This window comes from Pseudomonas sp. MH9.2 (assembly GCF_034353875.1).
GTDB lineage: Bacteria > Pseudomonadota > Gammaproteobacteria > Pseudomonadales > Pseudomonadaceae > Aquipseudomonas.
Genome location: NZ_CP133784.1, coordinates 1,665,839 through 1,683,853 on the forward strand (window position 1 = coordinate 1,665,839; position 18,015 = coordinate 1,683,853).

Consider the following 18,015-nt stretch of genomic DNA (forward strand, 5'->3'; position numbering starts at 1 on the left):
CCTTTGTTTTACTCCTAATGGTCTTAACCCGGATTCCCCCCCCAGAGCCCGGGTTTTTTTTGCATGAAAATACCCTGCAGGGCAGCGCTCGAGAAAAGAGTGCCTAGCGCTTCACGTGCGCCAGAGGGAACAGCCGCCTAAAGTTTTCAGTGGTCTGCTCGGCAAAACGCTCGTAGGACTCACCACGCAACATCGCCAGAAACTCTGCCACTTCCCGCACATATTGCGGAAGGTTGGGTTTGCCTCGATAAGGAATCGGTGCCAGGTAAGGTGAGTCGGTCTCCACCAGTAATCGATCGACGGGCACCTGACGTGCCACGTCTCGCAGAGCATCGGCATTACGGAAGGTGACGATCCCGGACAACGAGATATAAAACCCCAGGTCCAGCGCCGCCCTGGCCATCTCCCAATCCTCGGTAAAGCAGTGCAGTACGCCAGCGTGCGGCAACGCAGCTTCTCGCAACAGGTTCAAGGTGTCGGCGCGAGCGCCACGAGTGTGCACAATAACCGGCTTGCCCGTGATGCTGGCCGCCTGCAGGTGCAGACGAAACGATTGTTGCTGAAGCTCGGCAGCCTCAGGCTCATAGTGGTAATCCAGTCCCGTCTCGCCAATGGCCACCACCCGCGGGTGATTCAGCTCATCCAGCAGCCAGTCCAGTGCCGGTGCCTCGCCCGGCTGCAGGTCCAGCGGATGAATACCCACCGAACAATCCACGTCGTCATAACGCTCAGCCAAGGCTTTGACCGCACCGGCATTCTCGGCGCTGACACCGATGCACAGAAAATGCCCGACGCCCCGCGCCCGTGCAGCGTCAAGGGCTGCATCGAGCGAACCTGCATGCACAGCGAGATCGAGACGGTCGAGGTGGCAATGGGAATCTACAAGCATGGCAGGATGGCAACTACATGGTATGGGTTGGACGGTCGGATTTCAGGGCTCCGGCCAGGTACGTTTCAATCTTGTTCCGGGCCGTGTTGTCGCCATCATTGAACTGGACGCCAACTCCCGCCGCCCGATTACCCTGAGCGCCCTTGGGCGTTATCCAGGCAACCTTGCCCGTCACCGGGATTTTTTCCGGCTCGTCCATCAGGTTGAGCAGCATGAACACCTCGTCACCCAGCTTGTAGCTTTTGCTGGTAGGGATGAACAGCCCGCCATTTTTGATGAATGGCATATAAGCGGCGTACAACACGGATTTGTCCTTGATCGTCAGGGACAAAATGCCGTTCCGTGGGCCTGGACTCAGCGGCAAGTTCATTGCAACTCCTGGGGACATGATCCGAATAATAGGGTCTGTTGACGTTTGTTGGCGAACCGCGTTGCGATGCCAACGTGTGCGAGGCAAGGCGCGGGATGCCGCTAATGGTTGTTCCCTTGGCAAATCCCGCAACGCAGCCTCGCGCACGTTGGCGCGCAACCCGAAGGGACGGGGCCCATTTGGCGCAGGGCTGCGTTGCTCGGAACTTATTTGGAACAACCAAACCGCGTTCCTCGCGCCTCGCCCTGCGCCAAATGGGCCTCCGTCGCGGTCGTCACCAAACGTCAACAGACCCTAGAGTCTAACCTTGTCCGAGCAAGCCTGCCCACTGCACCAACAACGCTTCGAGCAACAACACCCGGTTAAGACTGGCTTTGGACATGACTTTCTGACGCTGGGCCAGCACCCAGTCCTGAATCCCGAGGACCTTGCCCTGAGTGGATTTCTGCGCCAGGTATTGCAGCACCTTACGCATATCCCCCAAGCCTAGCCCCGCTTCATCCTGGGTCAGCTGATAGCGCAGAATCAGATGCGACCAGTCGCAGAACCAGTCGAACAGCAACAACAGCGGAATATCTTTCCAGCCTTCAGCCAGCTGAGTGGGTGATTGCTGGTGTTTAAGCAGTTTTTTCACACCGTCCACCACCAGCGCCCGCTGCTCCCGTACGCCCTGAGCCTGCAGGCTGACTGCCGCCAAGGGCGAACCGGCGGCCAGCGCCAGCAGTTCGACACGCTCATCCTCCGCGCAATCGGGCAACGCGCTGGCCAGCCAGTCCAGGCTCATCGCCTCACTGGGCAGCGGACAGGCCTGTTGCACGCAACGGCTTTTGACCGTCGGCAACAAACGGCTCGGCTGATGACTGACCAGCAACAGCACGGTATTGCCGGAAGGTTCTTCGAGACTTTTGAGCAATGCGTTAGCGGCGTTGACGTTCATCGACTCGGCAGGCTCGATCAACACCACTTTGCGACCGCCCATTTGCGCGGTCTGCACGACGAAGCTGACCAGATCGCGAACCTGATCGACCTTGATTGCTTTGTCCGCCTCTTCCGGCTCCAGCACGTAATTATCCGGGTGACTGCCCGCGACCAGTAGCAGGCAGGACTTGCACTGACCACACGCGTCCAGTCCTTCAGGGCGCCGACACAACAAGCGAGCCATGAGGCGCTCCGCCAGTGCGCGCTTGCCGATGCCCGCAGGCCCATGAAGCAAGTAAGCGTGCGCGTGCTGGCTACGCCCGGCCAGTTGCTGCCAAAGACTTTCTTGCCACGGGTAGGCCTCAGCCACGTTGAAGCTCCAGCAACTCGGGCAGCAAGCCATCAAGTGACTGCTGAACCTCCGACAGCGACAACGCTGCGTTAACCAGACGGTAGCGCTCAGGACTGGCGGCCGCACGTTTCAGATAGGTACTGCGCACGGCATCGAAGAACGTCCGACCTTCCTGCTCGAAACGGTCGAGCCGCCCACGGGCCGTCGCACGCGCCAGACCCACTTCCACCGGCAAGTCGAACACCAGGGTCAGATCGGGACGCAGATCACCCTGAACAAAATGCTCCAGGACGGCGATTCGCTCATGGGACAAGCCACGGCCACCCCCTTGGTAAGCGTAGGTTGCATCTGTAAACCGATCACACAGCACCACTGCCCCGCGAGCCAGTGCCGGACGAATGACTTCAGCCAGATGCTGGGCTCTGGCAGCGAATACCAACAACAGCTCGGTATCGGCGTTCATCGGTTCATCGCTCGGCGCTAACAACAGCTCGCGAATCCGCTCAGCCAAAGGCGTGCCGCCCGGCTCCCGGGTCAGCACAACATGGACACCATGGGCGCGCAGGCGCTCGGCCAGGTATTCGCGGTTGGTGCTTTTACCAGCGCCTTCCGGACCTTCCAGGGTAATAAACAAGCCAGTCACAGGCAGTCCTTAATCAAATTCATTGCGGGCTCTGCTCGCTTTTGTCATCTGGCGTGGCAGTGGGTGCGGGAGTCGGAGCCGGTACGACCTCTGGCTCCGACGTTGGCATGGAGCCCGGAGCGGGAACAGGCGCCGGACTGGAACGATAGTCCGCACGTCGTTTGAGCTGAAACTCGCGAACCGCGTTGTTATGGGCGTCCAGATCAGCAGAAAACACATGACTGCCGTCACCGCGAGCAACGAAATACAAGCTGCTGCCAGGCACTGGATTAAGCGCGGCATGGATGGCTTCGCGTCCCACCAACGAGATCGGGGTCGGCGGCAAACCAGCGATGACATAAGTGTTATAGGGCGTTGGCTCTTTCAGGGAAGCACGGGTCAACTTGCCGTTGTAACGCTCACCGAGGCCGTAGATCACGGTAGGATCGGTCTGCAACAACATCCCCATCTGCAGGCGCCGGACAAAAACGCCGGCGATTTGCGCACGCTCCTGAGGCACGCCGGTTTCTTTTTCGACCAGCGAGGCCATGATCAACGCATGATACGGGTCGACATAAGGCACGTCAGCCGCACGTTTGGTCCACTCCTCCGCCAGGACTTCATCCAGGCGGTTGTACGCCTGCTTGAGCAAGTCGACGTCGCTCATGCCGCGTACGTAACGGTAGGTGTCAGGGAAGAAACGACCTTCAGGGAATACATCGGCGTGGCCCAGCCTGGCCATCAACTCCGTGTCGCTCAACCCGGCCAGGTTCTGCTCAAGCTTGAGCTGCTTGGCCAAGGCCGCACGGACCTGACGGAAATTCCAGCCTTCAACCAGTGTCAGGCTGTATTGCACCACCTCGCCACGATGCCACAACCCCAGTAGCGCCTTGGCATTCATTGCGGGTGTCATGCGGTATTCGCCGCTGTGGAACGATTGATCCGACAGATTAAAACGCCAGTAAAGACGCAACCAGAAGGCGTCCTTGATCACCCCGTCGGCCTGCAAACGATTAAGCACGCCAGTGGGCGTGGAGCCTGCGGGGACGTCGAGTAACTGTTCCTGAGTCAGGTTCAAGGGCTGCTTCAGCGCTGCATCCTGTTGCCAGACAGACAGGCCCAGCAGTAACCCTGCCAGGACCAGACAACCTTCGAACAACACCAATAATTTACGAATCACCGATCAAACATCCAGAAGCGCGCGAGCAATGCCCTGCAGTTTACGGGTGAGCGGGCCAACCGGCCAGTTCAGCCGTGCAACCCCTCGCACGGGCCACACACCGTAGACACTGTTGCTCAGAAAAACCTCGTCCGCCTGCTCCAGATCGAGCCACTGGATGTCGCGTTCTTCAGTGCCAATGCCCAGCGTCCGGGCTTGAGCCAGCAGTTCTGCGCGCATCACACCGGCCACGCCGCAACGGCTCAGGTCGGCGGTCAGCAGCACACCCTCCTTGATCAGAAAGACATTGCTGTACACACCCTCGATTATCCGCCCGGAGGTATCGCACATCAGCCCTTCGGCGTATGCGCTGTCCTGCCACTCGCTACGCGCGAGCACCTGCTCCAGCCGATTCAGATGCTTGAGCCCGGCCAACAGGGGTTGTTCAGATAAACGAGTAAGGCATTCAAACAGGCAGATACCCTGCTCGGCATGAGCCGCCGGATAGGCTGGCGCCGCGCCGCCCTGAAGGATGCGCCGTGGCTCGGCCATGGGTGCGGGTGCGTAGCCACGCAAGCTGTCGCCACGGGTGAGAATCAACTTCATCACGCCCTCGCCCAACTGCGCAGCAAACGCCAGCAATTCGCTGCGGATCAATGATTGATCCGCAGCAATCGCCAATCGACTGCAACCTGTCGCCAGGCGCTGCAGGTGACGTTCGAACAGCAAGGGTCGCCCGGCCTTGACGGCAATGGTTTCAAACAAACCATCGCCGTAAGCCAGACCCCGATCCGTCACGGGCAGGGTCTCAGCTGGACGACCATTGATCCAGCTCGGCATCAATCAGCGTACCGACGGAACACCAGCGAGCCATTGGTGCCGCCAAACCCGAAGGAGTTGGAGAGCACGACATCGATAGGCATGCTTCGAGCCTCGTGCGGGACAAAGTCCAGATCGCAGCCTTCGCCCGGCTCATCAAGGTTGATCGTCGGCGGCGCAACCTGGCCGTTGATCGCCAGAATACTGAAGATCGCCTCGACCGCCCCTGCGGCACCGAGCAAGTGGCCGGTCATCGATTTGGTCGACGTGATGGCCAGCTTGTAGGCATGGTCGCCAAAGACAGTCTTGATCGCCGATGCTTCGGCCAAATCGCCCGCCAGGGTCGATGTGCCGTGAGCGTTGATATGCTGCACTTCATCGACATTGATCCTGGCGTCACGCAGCGCGTTGGCAATGCAACGTGCAGCGCCGGCACCGTCTTCGGGTGGCGAGGTCATGTGATAAGCGTCGCCACTCATGCCAAAGCCGATCAGCTCGGCATAGATGGTCGCGCCACGCGCCTTGGCGTGTTCCAGCTCTTCAAGCACCAAGGCTCCAGCGCCATCGGACAAGACGAAACCATCACGGCCTTTGTCCCACGGACGGCTTGCCCGTGCAGGGTCGTCATTGCGGGTAGACAGCGCCCGCGACGCACCAAAGCCACCCATGCCCAGACCACAGGCAGCCATTTCCGCGCCCCCGGCGATCATCACGTCAGCTTCACCGTAGGCGATGTTGCGTGCGGCCATACCAATGCAATGGGTGCCGGTGGTGCACGCCGTTGCGATGGCGTAGTTAGGCCCCTGTGCACCCAGATGGATCGACAGGAAGCCAGAGATCATGTTGATAATCGAGCCCGGTACAAAAAACGGAGAAATCCGCCCCGGCCCTTGCTCATGCAAAGAACGACTGTTGTTCTCGATATTGGTCAAGCCACCGATGCCCGCACCCATGGCAACGCCAATGCGCTCACGGTTAGCGTCGGTCACTTCAAGCCCGGAGTTGCGCACGGCTTGAAAGCTCGCGGCCAAACCGTACTGAATGAAAAGGTCGAGACGCCGCGCCTCTTTGGGCGCCAGATATTCCTCAACGTTGAAGCCTTTTACCGAGCCGCCAAAACGGGTGGTAAAGGCCGAAAGGTCCGTGTGTTCGATCAGACCAATGCCACTGCGACCAGCCAGAATGCCCTGCCAGGAACTCGGAACGTCCGTGCCCAATGGCGACAACATACCCATACCGGTGACTACGACGCGTCTACGCGACACAGCACTCTCCTTTAATCTATTGACGACTCTTTACATCACTTCTAAAGAAAAAACCGCACGCCGTGATGGCAGTGCGGTTTTTCCCGACAGCAAGCGACGACTACAAACCATTACGCCTGGTGGGCAGTAACGTAGTCGATAGCTGCTTGAACGGTAGTGATTTTTTCGGCTTCTTCGTCAGGAATTTCGGTCTCGAATTCCTCTTCCAGAGCCATCACCAGCTCCACGGTATCAAGGGAGTCAGCGCCCAGGTCTTCAACGAAAGAAGCAGCATTTGTCACTTCCTCTGCCTTGACGCCAAGTTGCTCCATAACGATTTTCTTGACGCGCTCTTCGATGGTGCTCATACCTTGTTTTAACTCCTAGTGGACAAATTCAGGCAGCTGGCCGGTGGGTAAGTGTATCGAAGAGGTTTTACGCATTTCAAGCTCAATGCTCATCCTCTGTAACCACACCCGCCTTCCGCCTATTAATAGATTGCAGCTTTATAACGGATTTTAGACCGCCCGTATGACATTTTTTTGAAGCGATCCGTCACATTCAACTCATGTACATGCCGCCATTCACCGGGATTGTAGCCCCGGTAACGTAGGCCGCACCTTCAGATGCAAGAAAAGCGACCACGTGTGCGATCTCTTGCGCCTGCCCCAAACGTCCCAAAGGAATCTGGGTAATCAATGCGTCACGTTGCGCTTCTGGCAGCTCGCGAGTCATATCAGTATCGATAAAACCAGGCGCAACCGCGTTCACGGTGACCGCACGCGAACCGACTTCACGGGCCAGGGCCCGGCTGAAACCTTCCAGACCAGCTTTCGCAGCCGCATAGTTTACTTGGCCTGCGTTGCCCATGGCACCCACTACCGAACCAATACTGATAATTCGACCCCAACGAGCCTTGGTCATGCCACGCAAAACACCCTTGGACAGCCGAAATAGACTGTTCAGGTTGGTGTCGACAACGTCATGCCATTCGTCATCTTTCATTCGCATCATCAGGTTGTCACGGGTGATACCAGCGTTGTTGACCAGAATCAACGGGGCGCCAACGCGCTCCTGAATCAATGCCAGTGTCGCACTGACCGACGCATCGCTGCAGACATCGAGCGCCAGCCCGAAGCCTTCAATGCCGTTTTCCTTGAAGGTCGCACTGATACGCTCGGCGCCGGACTCGGACGTTGCCGTCCCGACCACGGTCGCACCGTTACGTCCCAACTCAAGAGCAATGGCTTGGCCAATACCGCGGCTCGCACCGGTGACCAGTGCAACTTTACCTTGCAGGTTCATGCAAGCTTCTCCTAATCAGGCCAATGCCGCACGGGTGGCGGCGAAGGCGTCTGGGGTATTGAGGTTGTAGGTTGTCACACCTTCGGCGCAGCGCTTATTCAAACCCGCCAACACTTTTCCCGGCCCGCACTCGACCAACCGGGTCGCGCCATGGGCTGCCAGGAACTGGATAGATTCGACCCAACGCACAGGTTTGTACAATTGTTCCAACAGATCGCGCTTGAGGGTATCGAGGTCGGCCACCGATGACGCGCTGACATTCTGTACCAGCTTGATCTGCGGTGTCTGCCAGGCAATCGCCGCGATGGATTCGGCGAAGCGCTCAGCGGCCGGACGCATCAATTCGCAATGCGACGGCACACTCACAGGCAGTGGCAATGCACGCTTGGCGCCACGGGCCTTGCAGGCCTCAATGGCACGTTCGACAGCGGCGGCAGAACCGGCGATCACGACCTGGCCCGGCGAATTGAAATTCACCGCGCTGACGACATCGCCCTGGGCAGCCTCGGCGCACGCCGCCAGCACATCGGCATCGTCCAGCCCCAGAATGGCAGCCATACCGCCCTGGCCCGCAGGCACAGCCTGTTGCATCAACTGACCCCGACGCTCCACCAACTTGACCGCATCGCTCAAGGTCAGGCTGCCTGCCGCTACCAGCGCGCTGTATTCACCCAGGCTGTGCCCGGCGACATACGCAGGGCGCAAAGCGCTTTCAGACAACCACAGGCGCCACAGCGCCACAGAGGCTGTCAGGATCGCAGGCTGGGTTTTATCGGTTTGATTGAGTTGTTCTTCCGGCCCTTGCTGGGTCAGCGCCCAGAGGTCGTAACCCAAGGCTTCGGAAGCTTCACTGAAGGTCTCGAGGATCAGTTTGTGCTGAGCGCCCTGCTCGGCGAGCATGCCGAGGGACTGCGATCCTTGACCCGGAAAGACGAATGCGAGGGATGCAGACATTGATCAAGCCCCTAATGATTTGTCGTCGAAAATTGACGCCCAGCCAGGCCAGGCGCGAAACTCAAAATTAACTGTCCGTGAATGGACAGTTGGATGACTGACCAGTCACCAGCGTCACATTTGCGCAACTCGCGCCCGGAGACAGCCTAAAGCAGCCCCTCAAGACGCCCACCCAAGCGTTGCGGGAGGTTTTCCTGTATTTCGATCAGCGCTCGTTGAATCGCGCTCTGGAAGCCTTGCACGCCTGCGGCGCCGTGGCTTTTCACGACAATGCCCTGCAAACCCAAAAAACTCGCGCCATTATGCCGTGCAGGCGCCAGGTCGGCCCGCAAACGCTTGAGCATGGGCAACGCTAAAGCACCCACCACCCTTGTAAATACATTCTGCTGGAACAGCGATTCGATCCGTGCGCCGATCATTGTCGCCAGCCCCTCGCTTGACTTGAGCAGGATATTACCGACAAAACCGTCGCACACCACAACATCAGCCTCGCCACGGTACACCCCATCACCTTCGACGAAGCCGATGTAGTTCAAACCCGGCGCAGCCTGAAGCAGAGTAGCCGCCAATTTGACCTGCTGATTACCCTTGATGTCTTCGGTGCCAATATTGAGCAACGCCACCCGAGGCCGGGGAACGCCCAAGGCCTCAGCCGCGACAGCACCCATGACGGCGAACTGATAGAGGTTTTCGGCACTGCAATCGACATTTGCTCCCAGGTCCAGCAACTGGCAATAACCACGCTGAGTCGGGATGGCTGCGATCATCGCGGGTCGATCAATGCCTGGCAAAGTCTTGAGCACAAAGCGTGACAGCGCCATCAGCGCCCCGGTATTACCCGCACTCACACAAGCCTGAACCTGGCCCTCGGCCAACAACCCCAACGCCACCCGCATCGACGAATCAGGCTTACTGCGCAAAGCCTGCGAAGGCCGCTCATCCATGGCGATCACTTCGCTGGCGTTTACAACACGCAGACGTGAGCGATCCACACCGGAATGGCGAGCAATCAATTCTTCAAGAAGGGGGGCTTGACCGACGAGGGTCAGGTGCAGCGAGGGCGTAGCGAACAAACAAGCGATACTGGCCTGCACAATGCTGCGGGGACCGAAGTCCCCACCCATTGCGTCAATCGCGATGATCGGAGCGGACAAGAAATTACTCGTCAGCGCCCTTGTCGATCACTTTGCGACCACGATAAACACCTTCCGGCGATACGTGGTGACGCAGGTGAATTTCACCTGTGGTTTTTTCTACAGACAGAGTGCTTGCCACAAGAGCGTCGTGCGAACGACGCATGTCACGGGCAGAGCGGGATTTTTTGTTCTGCTGAACAGCCATAATTGATTAACTCCTAAACGTTTGGGTCACGCTTTAACTGCGCCAATACACTGAACGGGTTGGACCGCGTTACCTCGTCCACGCTCGGCTCGGACTCGTTAAGGTCCGCCGGCTGCTGGCATTCTTCCGGATGATGAGCAGGCACAATGGGCAAGGCGAGCAACAGCTCCTCCTCGATCAATGCCAGCAGATCCAATGGATCTTCGCCCAGTTCCAGCACGTCATAACCTTTCGGTAACGACTGGGTATTCGCACCCTCTTTCACCACAGCGTAACTGCATTCGCTGTGGATCGGCAGGGTGACCAGCTCAAGACAACGCTGGCAAACCATTTTGACCTCGGCGTCGATGGAACTGTGGATGACCACAGATCTGCGCTCGTCTCGCTCAAAAATGAATTTAGCCTGCACCGTACCGAGGTTATCGGAAAGCGGGTCGCAGAGTCTCTCCAAATCAGCCAGCAGTACTTCTCCCTGAAGAGTAGTGCCACGATCAGCTAATTTGCGCGGGTCAACGTGAGGTGGAATCGGGTCATTCAACATAGGCGCAGCATTCTAGGGACGAGCCCTCCCTCTGTCAAAGGAAATTCAGGCCTTTCAATCTGTTGAAACTACTGCACTCGGCAATGCTGCGTTGAGAGCAGGCTCGAAATGCTCATTTACAGCCCGTAAACTCCGCATTCTCGCCTGCTCTCGCCTTGCCTTGCCTTCGCTCGCTACGTTTCAGCAGACTGAAAGCTCAATATTGAGTGCTGACTAGAATGACCTTTCACCTTTCGGAGAACAGCATGCCACCCCTGCTACTCGCATCGAGCTCGCCCTACCGCCGTGAATTACTGGCTCGCCTGCGCCTGCCGTTCACCTGCTGCTCACCTGATATCGATGAAAGCCGCCGACCTGAAGAGCCCGCGATCGAACTGGTTCAGCGCCTGGCTCGAGAAAAGGCGCTGGCGCTTGCCGACAGCCACCCAGACCACCTAATCATAGGCTCGGATCAGGTCGCGGTCCTCAACGGCCAGATTCTAGGCAAACCCCACACATTCGAACGCGCCCTGGAGCAGCTGTCAGCAGCCCGCGGCGCCAGCGTGACGTTTCTGACCGGCCTGGCACTGCTCAACAGCCGTACAGGCCACTGCCAGGTCGATTGCGTGCCGTTCACCGTCCACATGCGCGATCTGGATCAGGCCAGCCTTGAGCGCTATCTGCGCGCCGAGCAGCCCTACGATTGCGCAGGAAGCTTCAAGGCCGAAGGGTTGGGTGTAAGCCTGTTTCGCAGCACCGAAGGCAGCGACGCTACCAGCCTGATCGGCCTGCCCTTGATTCGCCTGATCGACATGCTACTGATGGAAGGGATCGCGATTCCTTAATCGTTGAAATGAAGAAGCCCGACCAATGGCCGGGCTTCTTTGCACGTACCGCTGATTTCGTTAACGCAACGACGGCCCCTGGAAGCCCATCCACATCGCTATCTGGTTAGCCATGCTGACACCCAGCTTCTTGGAGAAGCGATCAAACGATGACTCTTCGATGGTGTAATCGACTATTTCCTTCTCACCGATGATCTCACGCGCCACATAGCTGGCACTGCCGAGACCATCAACCAGGCCTAGCTGTTGCGCCTGCTCACCGGTCCACACCAACCCGGAGAACAACTCGGGATGGTCCTTGTCCTTCAGGCGATCACCGCGACCCTGCTTGACGCTGGCGATGAACTGGCGATGAGTGGTGTCCAGCACGCCTTGCCAGAATTGAGTTTCATCAGCCTTCTGTGGCTGGAACGGATCAAGGAACGCCTTGTGCTCGCCCGACGTGTAGGTACGACGATCAACGCCCAGCTTGTCCATGATCCCGACGAAACCGAAGCCGGCCGCCGTCACCCCAATGGAACCCACGAGACTCGCCTTGTCGGCATAAATCTGGTCGGCGGCACTGGCAATGTAATAAGCACCCGAAGCGCCGAGATCGGTGATGACCGCATAAACCTTGATATCCGGCTTCTCGGCGCGCAGCCGACGTATTTCGTCATAGATGTAGCCGGACTGTACCGGGCTGCCGCCTGGACTGTTGATACGCAGGATCACGCCCTTGGTCTTCGAATCCTCGAATGCCGTACGCAGACTGCCAACGATGTTATCGGCGCTGGCCGTTTCCTTGTCCGCGATCATCCCCCGCACTTCAATCAACGCAGTATGGTTCTTCCCGCGAGAAACACCTTTTTCGACATCCATCAGCGGCGTAAACAACATCAACGCACCAATGAGATAAGCGAATGTCAGCAGCTTGAAGAAAATGCCCCAGCGTCGTGAGCGGCGCTGCTCTTGCACACCGGCCAACAAGGTCTTTTCCAGCAGTTTCCAGCTTTTGTCGTCGGAACTACCGCCCTCGACTTCAGCCTTGCTGCCTTTCCATTCGTCCGACATGTTCAATCACCCTAAAAAATCAGCGCGCGCCCAACCAGGCGTGCAACTCTGGAAAACTCTCGATAGCCAGACGCGGCTCGAATTCGCGCAGCGATGCCAGTGTTTGCGCACCGTAACCCACCGCCACCGAATCCATGCCAGCGTTCCGCGCCATCAATAAATCAAACGATGAATCGCCGATCATCAGCGCTTCCTCGGGTGCGACATCGCAGTGCCGAAGGATCTCGTGCAGCATCAAAGGGTCCGGCTTGCTCGCGGTCTCATCGGCGGCACGCGTGATCTCGAAGTAATCCTCCCAACCATGCGCGCTCAGCACCCGGTCCAGGCCACGGCGCGACTTCCCCGTGGCAACTGCAAGCTGATACCCCTGAACACGAAACGCCTCGAGCGACTGCACGACACCCGCGAACAACGGCGAAGGCTCAGCCTCCAGCGCGATATAACTTTGCGCATAGTGATCACGAAAAGCTGTCATCAGGCTCGGAGAAATTTCGGGGTACAACGTGCGAATCGCTTCAGGCAAACCCAGACCAATGATGCCCTTGATCGAAAAATCATCGCGCGCGGCCAGATCACTAAGATGCGCCGCAGTACGCATTGCCTCGACGATACGACCAATGGAATCGGCCAGCGTGCCGTCCCAATCGAAAATCAGCAATTTATAATCAGGGCGCACTCAAACGCTCCACGGTTTTGGCCCACATGTCATCGACTGGCGCTTGCAGCTTCAGCTCACCACCGTCGGGCAACGGCACGGTCAGCATGTAGGCGTGCAAGAACAGGCGCTTGCCGCCCAGATCACGAATTTCACGACTGAAGTCTTCATCGCCGTATTTGGTGTCGCCTGCGATGCAATGTCCGGCGTGCAAGGTGTGGACACGAATCTGGTGCGTACGCCCGGTGACGGGTTTAGCCTCGATCATGGTGGCAAAATCACCGAAGCGACGCAGCACCTTGAAAATCGTCAGCGCCTCCTTGCCCTCATCGTTGACCTCGACCATGCGCTCGCCGGACCGCAGGTTACTCTTGAGCAATGGTGCGTTTACGCGCTTCTGAGCCGTCTCCCAGCGGCCACGGACCAAGGCCATATAACGTTTATCAACACCATCACCGCGCAATGCTTCATGCAGATGACGGAGCATGCTGCGTTTTTTTGCAATCATCAGCAGGCCAGACGTGTCCCGATCGAGCCGATGGACCAGCTCCAGCTCCTTGGCGTCCGGACGCATCTGACGAAAGGCTTCGATCACCCCGTAATTCAGACCGCTACCGCCATGCACAGCGATGCCGGCAGGCTTGTTCAGCACGATCAGCGCCTTGTCTTCGTAGACAATGGCCGCCTCCAGGCGCTGTAACAGCCCCTGAGCCACAGGCACGGGTTCGTCACGCTCAGGCAGGCGCAAAGGCGGGACGCGAATGATGTCGCCACCTTTCAGCTTGTACTCAGGTTTGATCCGACCTTTGTTCACCCGCACTTCGCCTTTGCGCAAAATGCGATAAATCAAGGTCTTGGGAACGCCCTTGAGATAGGTGAATAGAAAGTTATCGATGCGTTGACCGGCAAGTTCCGGCGCAACCTCAACCAGCTGGACGCCGGAGGTTGGGGGGGCAATATTCGTCATGCGGCAAATCATAACAATTTTTATGGATTTGAAGCACTTAATGATTACTGTTATAGTCGCGAACGTCGCCAAAAGCGGCCTGGCCAGCGGACAAACGGTATAACCACCGGCCCTGACCATCGCAATTACAAGGACGCAAGGCCGTCCGACGGGGCTTTCGCTGGATAACGGAAGGTCTGGAAACGTAACGAGCGCAGGTGACATGAGGCCTGAAACAAGCCAGATCGCAGAGTTATCACTCGCCTTCGGAGCCCATATTCACGGCCAGTTCACAAAGTGCAGTCGTTTGCAGACACTCAAGCGAATGCTTCGGAAATAAAGCCTCTAGCAATGATGCGCGATCTTCCCTATCGAAGACCGCGGTAAATGCCAACCCGTTGCGGATTCTGCGCGCGGCAGCACCCGAATTATCAGGGATACGTGCGGGGTGGAGACGCACAACCATCGGACCGTGTAGCACTAGGCTTTATTCAAGACGCTTCATATCGTCCGCTGCCGATGGTTGATTCCTCCTCCTGACAAAGCTTTTGCTGACAGGGTGTCTTTTGTCACCACAGCAAGCAGGAAACGTCGTCGCGACTCCGACCCCTCTGGTCGAAACTCGTTAGACACGGAGTGGCCAACCACTCCTGACGCGCCCTGACACCGACCGTGAGAAGTCGTGTGTGCCGAACGCCGTTTCCGGCAGCCCGGAAACCGACGGTACTACATGAAAAGAATGCTGATTAACGCAACCCAACCCGAAGAGTTGCGTGTTGCACTGGTAGATGGCCAACGCCTCTACGACCTGGACATCGAATCAGGTGCGCGCGAGCAGAAGAAGGCCAACATCTATAAAGGCCGGATTACTCGCATCGAACCAAGCCTCGAGGCTGCCTTTGTCGATTTTGGCTCTGAGCGCCATGGCTTCCTGCCACTCAAAGAAATCTCCCGCGAATACTTCAAGAAAGCACCTGAAGGCCGCGTCAACATCAAGGACGTCCTGACCGAAGGCCAGGAAGTTATCGTTCAGGTCGAAAAAGAAGAACGTGGCAACAAGGGCGCAGCCCTGACCACCTTCATCAGCCTGGCCGGTCGTTACCTGGTGCTGATGCCGAACAACCCGCGTGCCGGCGGCATTTCGCGCCGCATCGAAGGCGAAGAACGCAATGAATTGCGTGAAGCGCTGAATGGCCTGATCGCTCCGGCCGACATGGGCTTGATCGTGCGCACTGCCGGCCTTGGCCGCAGCAGCGAAGAAATGCAGTGGGACCTCGACTACCTGCTGCAACTCTGGACCGCTATCAAAGAAGCGTCGCTTGATCGTTCCGCGCCGTTCCTGATCTATCAGGAAAGCAACGTCATCATCCGCGCCATCCGCGATTACCTGCGCCAGGACATCGGCGAAGTGCTGATCGACAGCGTTGAAGCTCAGGAAGAAGCCCTGACCTTTATCCGCCAGGTGATGCCGCAGTACGCCAGCAAGATCAAGCTCTACGAAGACAGCGTACCGCTGTTCAACCGTTTCCAGATCGAAAGCCAGATCGAGACCGCTTTCCAGCGGGTCGTCGAATTGCCTTCCGGTGGCTCCATCGTCATCGATCCGACCGAAGCTCTGGTGTCCATCGACATCAACTCGGCGCGCGCCACTAAAGGCAGCGACATCGAAGAAACCGCACTGCAAACCAACCTGGAAGCGGCTGAAGAAATCGCCCGCCAGTTGCGTCTGCGTGATATCGGCGGCCTGATCGTCATCGACTTCATCGACATGACGCCAGCCAAGAACCAGCGCGCCGTGGAAGAGAAAGTCCGCGAAAGCCTGGAACAAGACCGTGCCCGCGTCCAGGTGGGTCGCATCTCGCGTTTCGGCTTGCTGGAAATGTCCCGTCAGCGCCTGCGTCCATCGCTGGGCGAAAGCAGCGGCATCGTTTGCCCTCGTTGCAACGGCACCGGCATCATTCGTGATGTTGAATCGCTGTCGCTGGCAATCCTGCGCCTGATCGAAGAAGAAGCCCTGAAAGATCGCACTGCAGAAGTTCGCGCTCAGGTGCCAATCCCGGTGGCGGCGTTCCTGCTCAACGAAAAACGCAACTCGATCACCAAGATCGAACTGCGTACTCGTGCTCGCATCGTCATCCTGCCGAACGATCACCTCGAAACGCCGCACTTCGAAGTGCAGCGTCTGCGTGATGACAGCCCGGAAGCCCACACCAACCAGTCCAGCTACGAAATCGCTGCGGCTGCCGCTGAAGTGGAAGAAGTGCCGCCAGCCCCGGCCGCGACCCGCACCCTGGTTCGCCAGGAAGCTGCAGTCAAAACCGCTCCGCCGCGCGCCAACGCGCCGATGCCGGTTGAAGCCGTTGCCGTTGCACCGACACCTGCTCCCGTTGCTCACGAACCAAGCCTGTTCAAAGGTCTGGTGAAGTCGCTGGTCAGCCTGTTCGCCACCAAGGAAGAGCCTGCAGCACCGGTCGTGGTCGAAAAACCAGCCGCTGCTGAACGTCCTGCTCGCACCGAAGAGCGCCGTAACGGTCGTCAGCAGAGCCGCAGCCGCACTGGCCGCCGCGATGAAGAACGCAAACCACGCGAAGAACGCGCCCCTCGCGAGGCCCGTGAAGAACGCGCACCGCGCGAAGAGCGTGCCCCTCGTGAAGAACGTGCGCCACGTGAAGTGCGTGAAGTGCGCGAAGAGACTACAGCCCCTCGCGAAGAGCGCGCACCTCGCCCGCCTCGTGAAGAACGCGCTCCACGTGCGCCACGTGAAGATCGCAAGCCACGCGAAGAGCGTCCGGTCCGCGAACTGCGCGAGCCTCTGGATGCTGTTGCTCCAGTTGAAGTCCGTAGCGAAGAGCGTCCTGAGCGCGCACCGCGTGAAGAACGCCAACCGCGTGCACCGCGTGAAGAGCGTCAGCCACGTGCCGAACAGGCCGTAGCTGTCAGCGAAGAAGAAGTGCTGCCTAACGAAGAGCTGTTGCAGGATGACAATCAGGATGACACCGAAGGTGATCGCCCTCGTCGTCGTTCACGTGGTCAGCGTCGTCGAAGCAACCGTCGCGAGCGTCAACGTGATGCCAACGGCAATGTGATCGAAGGTTCGGAAGGCGCTGAAGAAAGCACCACCGAAGAAACCACCTCCGATCTGGCTGCCGGTCTGGCAGTCACTGCCGCCGTTGCCAGCAGCGTGATCAGCGCACCGGCCGAAGCCGATGCACACCGTCAGGCTGAACGCGCCACTGCCGCAGTAGAAGCAAGCGATGCGCCAGCCGTCGAGACCCCAGTGGTTGAAGCGCAGGCCGCAGACGTTGCACCGAGCGCAGCAGAAGCCGCTCCGGACGTTGAAGTCCAGGCTGTAGTACCACGCGAAGAGCCCCCAGCACCGGTTGAACAACCAGCAGCCGCTCAGGCTGAACTGTTCAGCGCACCGGTCGTCGAGCACGCAGCGTCGTACCACAAAGCACCCGTAGCGCCTGTTCAGGAAGAGGTTCAGGCAAATGAATCGTCAGCACTGCCGACCGAAGCACCTGCTGCGCCGGCCGTCGCTGAACCTGTCATCGCCGAACCCGTGACGCCTGCTCCGGAAGTCAAAGCCGAACCAGCACCTGAAGCAGTGGTTGAAGCCATCGCTGAAGAAGCCCCGGCTCTTCCAGTCAGCAGCACTGGCCGTGCGCCGAACGATCCTCGCGAAGTGCGTCGTCGCAAGCGTGAAGCCGAGCGTCTGCTGAAAGAAGCTGAAGAAGCAGCTGCCAACGCTCCACAGGTTGTCGCTGTAGAACCGGCTCCAGTCGTTGCTGAAATCGAATCGACCCAGCACGTTGAAAGCACCGAACAAGTGCCGGTCATCGATGAGAACCTGCGTTCGATTGAAGACGTTGTGAAGCAGCACCCTGAAGTACTGGAAGAAAGCAAAGAGCCTAAACCGCTCGCTTAATCCCGGCTGATGAAAAAGCCCCCACCTGCGCGAGCAGATGGGGGCTTTTTCATGCCTGCGAAACGGGTTTACCCAGCGGACGCGAAGGTGGTAAT

The 18,015-nt window shown here is 58.4% G+C and carries 18 protein-coding genes; 2 read left to right on the forward strand and 16 right to left on the reverse strand.

The window, feature by feature from the left end; genetic code table 11:
• Positions 1 to 103: 103 nt before the first annotated feature.
• From RHM55_RS07755 to RHM55_RS07815, 13 genes are all read right to left on the reverse strand, one after another.
• Positions 104 to 889 carry a TatD family hydrolase gene (locus tag RHM55_RS07755; RefSeq protein ID WP_322180814.1) on the reverse strand — a complete coding sequence of 262 codons (786 nt, stop codon included), beginning with the start codon at positions 887 to 889 and terminating at the stop codon, positions 104 to 106.
• Between the two features lie 13 nt (positions 890 to 902).
• A complete protein-coding gene (locus RHM55_RS07760; RefSeq protein WP_322180816.1) occupies positions 903 to 1,259 on the reverse strand; it encodes a PilZ domain-containing protein in 357 nt (118 codons plus the stop codon).
• Positions 1,260 to 1,560: 301 nt separating this feature from the next.
• Positions 1,561 to 2,547, reverse strand: a complete 987-nt coding sequence (locus RHM55_RS07765) for a DNA polymerase III subunit delta' (RefSeq protein ID WP_322180818.1) — start codon at positions 2,545 to 2,547, stop codon at positions 1,561 to 1,563.
• On the reverse strand, positions 2,540 to 3,172 hold the full coding sequence (gene tmk, locus RHM55_RS07770; RefSeq protein WP_322180820.1) for a dTMP kinase: 633 nt from the start codon (positions 3,170 to 3,172) through the stop codon (positions 2,540 to 2,542). Before tmk ends, RHM55_RS07765 begins: the two co-directional genes overlap by 8 nt.
• 19 nt (positions 3,173 to 3,191) lie before the next feature.
• Positions 3,192 to 4,331, reverse strand: coding sequence for an endolytic transglycosylase MltG (mltG, locus tag RHM55_RS07775; protein WP_322180822.1), 1,140 nt, complete (start codon positions 4,329 to 4,331; stop codon positions 3,192 to 3,194).
• 3 nt (positions 4,332 to 4,334) lie between these two features.
• Positions 4,335 to 5,150, reverse strand: a complete 816-nt coding sequence (pabC, locus tag RHM55_RS07780; RefSeq protein ID WP_322180824.1) for an aminodeoxychorismate lyase — start codon at positions 5,148 to 5,150, stop codon at positions 4,335 to 4,337.
• Positions 5,150 to 6,394: a beta-ketoacyl-ACP synthase II gene (gene fabF, locus RHM55_RS07785; protein WP_322180826.1), complete on the reverse strand. Its 1,245-nt coding sequence runs from the start codon at positions 6,392 to 6,394 to the stop codon at positions 5,150 to 5,152. Before fabF ends, pabC begins: the two co-directional genes overlap by 1 nt.
• 110 nt (positions 6,395 to 6,504) lie before the next feature.
• Positions 6,505 to 6,741 carry an acyl carrier protein gene (gene acpP, locus RHM55_RS07790; RefSeq protein WP_219061625.1) on the reverse strand — a complete coding sequence of 79 codons (237 nt, stop codon included), beginning with the start codon at positions 6,739 to 6,741 and terminating at the stop codon, positions 6,505 to 6,507.
• 193 nt (positions 6,742 to 6,934) lie between these two features.
• Positions 6,935 to 7,678 carry a 3-oxoacyl-ACP reductase FabG gene (gene fabG / locus RHM55_RS07795; RefSeq protein WP_322180829.1) on the reverse strand — a complete coding sequence of 248 codons (744 nt, stop codon included), beginning with the start codon at positions 7,676 to 7,678 and terminating at the stop codon, positions 6,935 to 6,937.
• Positions 7,679 to 7,693: 15 nt separating this feature from the next.
• Positions 7,694 to 8,632 carry an ACP S-malonyltransferase gene (fabD, locus tag RHM55_RS07800; protein ID WP_322180831.1) on the reverse strand — a complete coding sequence of 313 codons (939 nt, stop codon included), beginning with the start codon at positions 8,630 to 8,632 and terminating at the stop codon, positions 7,694 to 7,696.
• A 146-nt stretch (positions 8,633 to 8,778) separates the two neighbouring features.
• Complete coding sequence (plsX, locus tag RHM55_RS07805; RefSeq protein WP_322180833.1) at positions 8,779 to 9,786, reverse strand: phosphate acyltransferase PlsX; 1,008 nt, start codon at positions 9,784 to 9,786, stop codon at positions 8,779 to 8,781.
• Positions 9,787 to 9,790: 4 nt separating this feature from the next.
• A complete protein-coding gene (rpmF, locus tag RHM55_RS07810) occupies positions 9,791 to 9,973 on the reverse strand; it encodes a 50S ribosomal protein L32 (protein WP_219061629.1) in 183 nt (60 codons plus the stop codon).
• A 13-nt stretch (positions 9,974 to 9,986) separates the two neighbouring features.
• Positions 9,987 to 10,514: a YceD family protein gene (locus RHM55_RS07815; RefSeq protein WP_219061630.1), complete on the reverse strand. Its 528-nt coding sequence runs from the start codon at positions 10,512 to 10,514 to the stop codon at positions 9,987 to 9,989.
• 245 nt (positions 10,515 to 10,759) lie between these two features.
• On the opposite strand from RHM55_RS07815, the gene RHM55_RS07820 reads away from it, so the two are divergent.
• Complete coding sequence (locus RHM55_RS07820) at positions 10,760 to 11,338, forward strand: nucleoside triphosphate pyrophosphatase (protein ID WP_322180836.1); 579 nt, start codon at positions 10,760 to 10,762, stop codon at positions 11,336 to 11,338.
• Between the two features lie 60 nt (positions 11,339 to 11,398).
• Here RHM55_RS07820 and sppA read toward each other — a convergent pair whose 3' ends face one another.
• From sppA to rluC, 3 genes are read right to left on the reverse strand one after another with little or no spacing between them, the layout of a single operon-like run.
• The gene (sppA, locus tag RHM55_RS07825) at positions 11,399 to 12,391 is read right to left on the reverse strand and encodes a signal peptide peptidase SppA (protein ID WP_322180838.1); all 993 of its coding nucleotides are present in this window, start codon (positions 12,389 to 12,391) and stop codon (positions 11,399 to 11,401) included.
• A gap of 19 nt (positions 12,392 to 12,410) precedes the next feature.
• Positions 12,411 to 13,067 (reverse strand): HAD-IA family hydrolase, encoded by a 657-nt coding sequence (locus RHM55_RS07830; protein ID WP_322180840.1) that lies wholly within the window; start codon positions 13,065 to 13,067, stop codon positions 12,411 to 12,413.
• A complete protein-coding gene (gene rluC, locus RHM55_RS07835; protein ID WP_322180842.1) occupies positions 13,057 to 14,013 on the reverse strand; it encodes a 23S rRNA pseudouridine(955/2504/2580) synthase RluC in 957 nt (318 codons plus the stop codon). Before rluC ends, RHM55_RS07830 begins: the two co-directional genes overlap by 11 nt.
• A gap of 709 nt (positions 14,014 to 14,722) precedes the next feature.
• Between rluC and rne the strand changes: the two genes are divergently transcribed.
• Positions 14,723 to 17,920, forward strand: coding sequence for a ribonuclease E (gene rne, locus RHM55_RS07840; protein WP_322180845.1), 3,198 nt, complete (start codon positions 14,723 to 14,725; stop codon positions 17,918 to 17,920).
• The last annotated feature ends 95 nt before the right edge of the window (positions 17,921 to 18,015 follow it).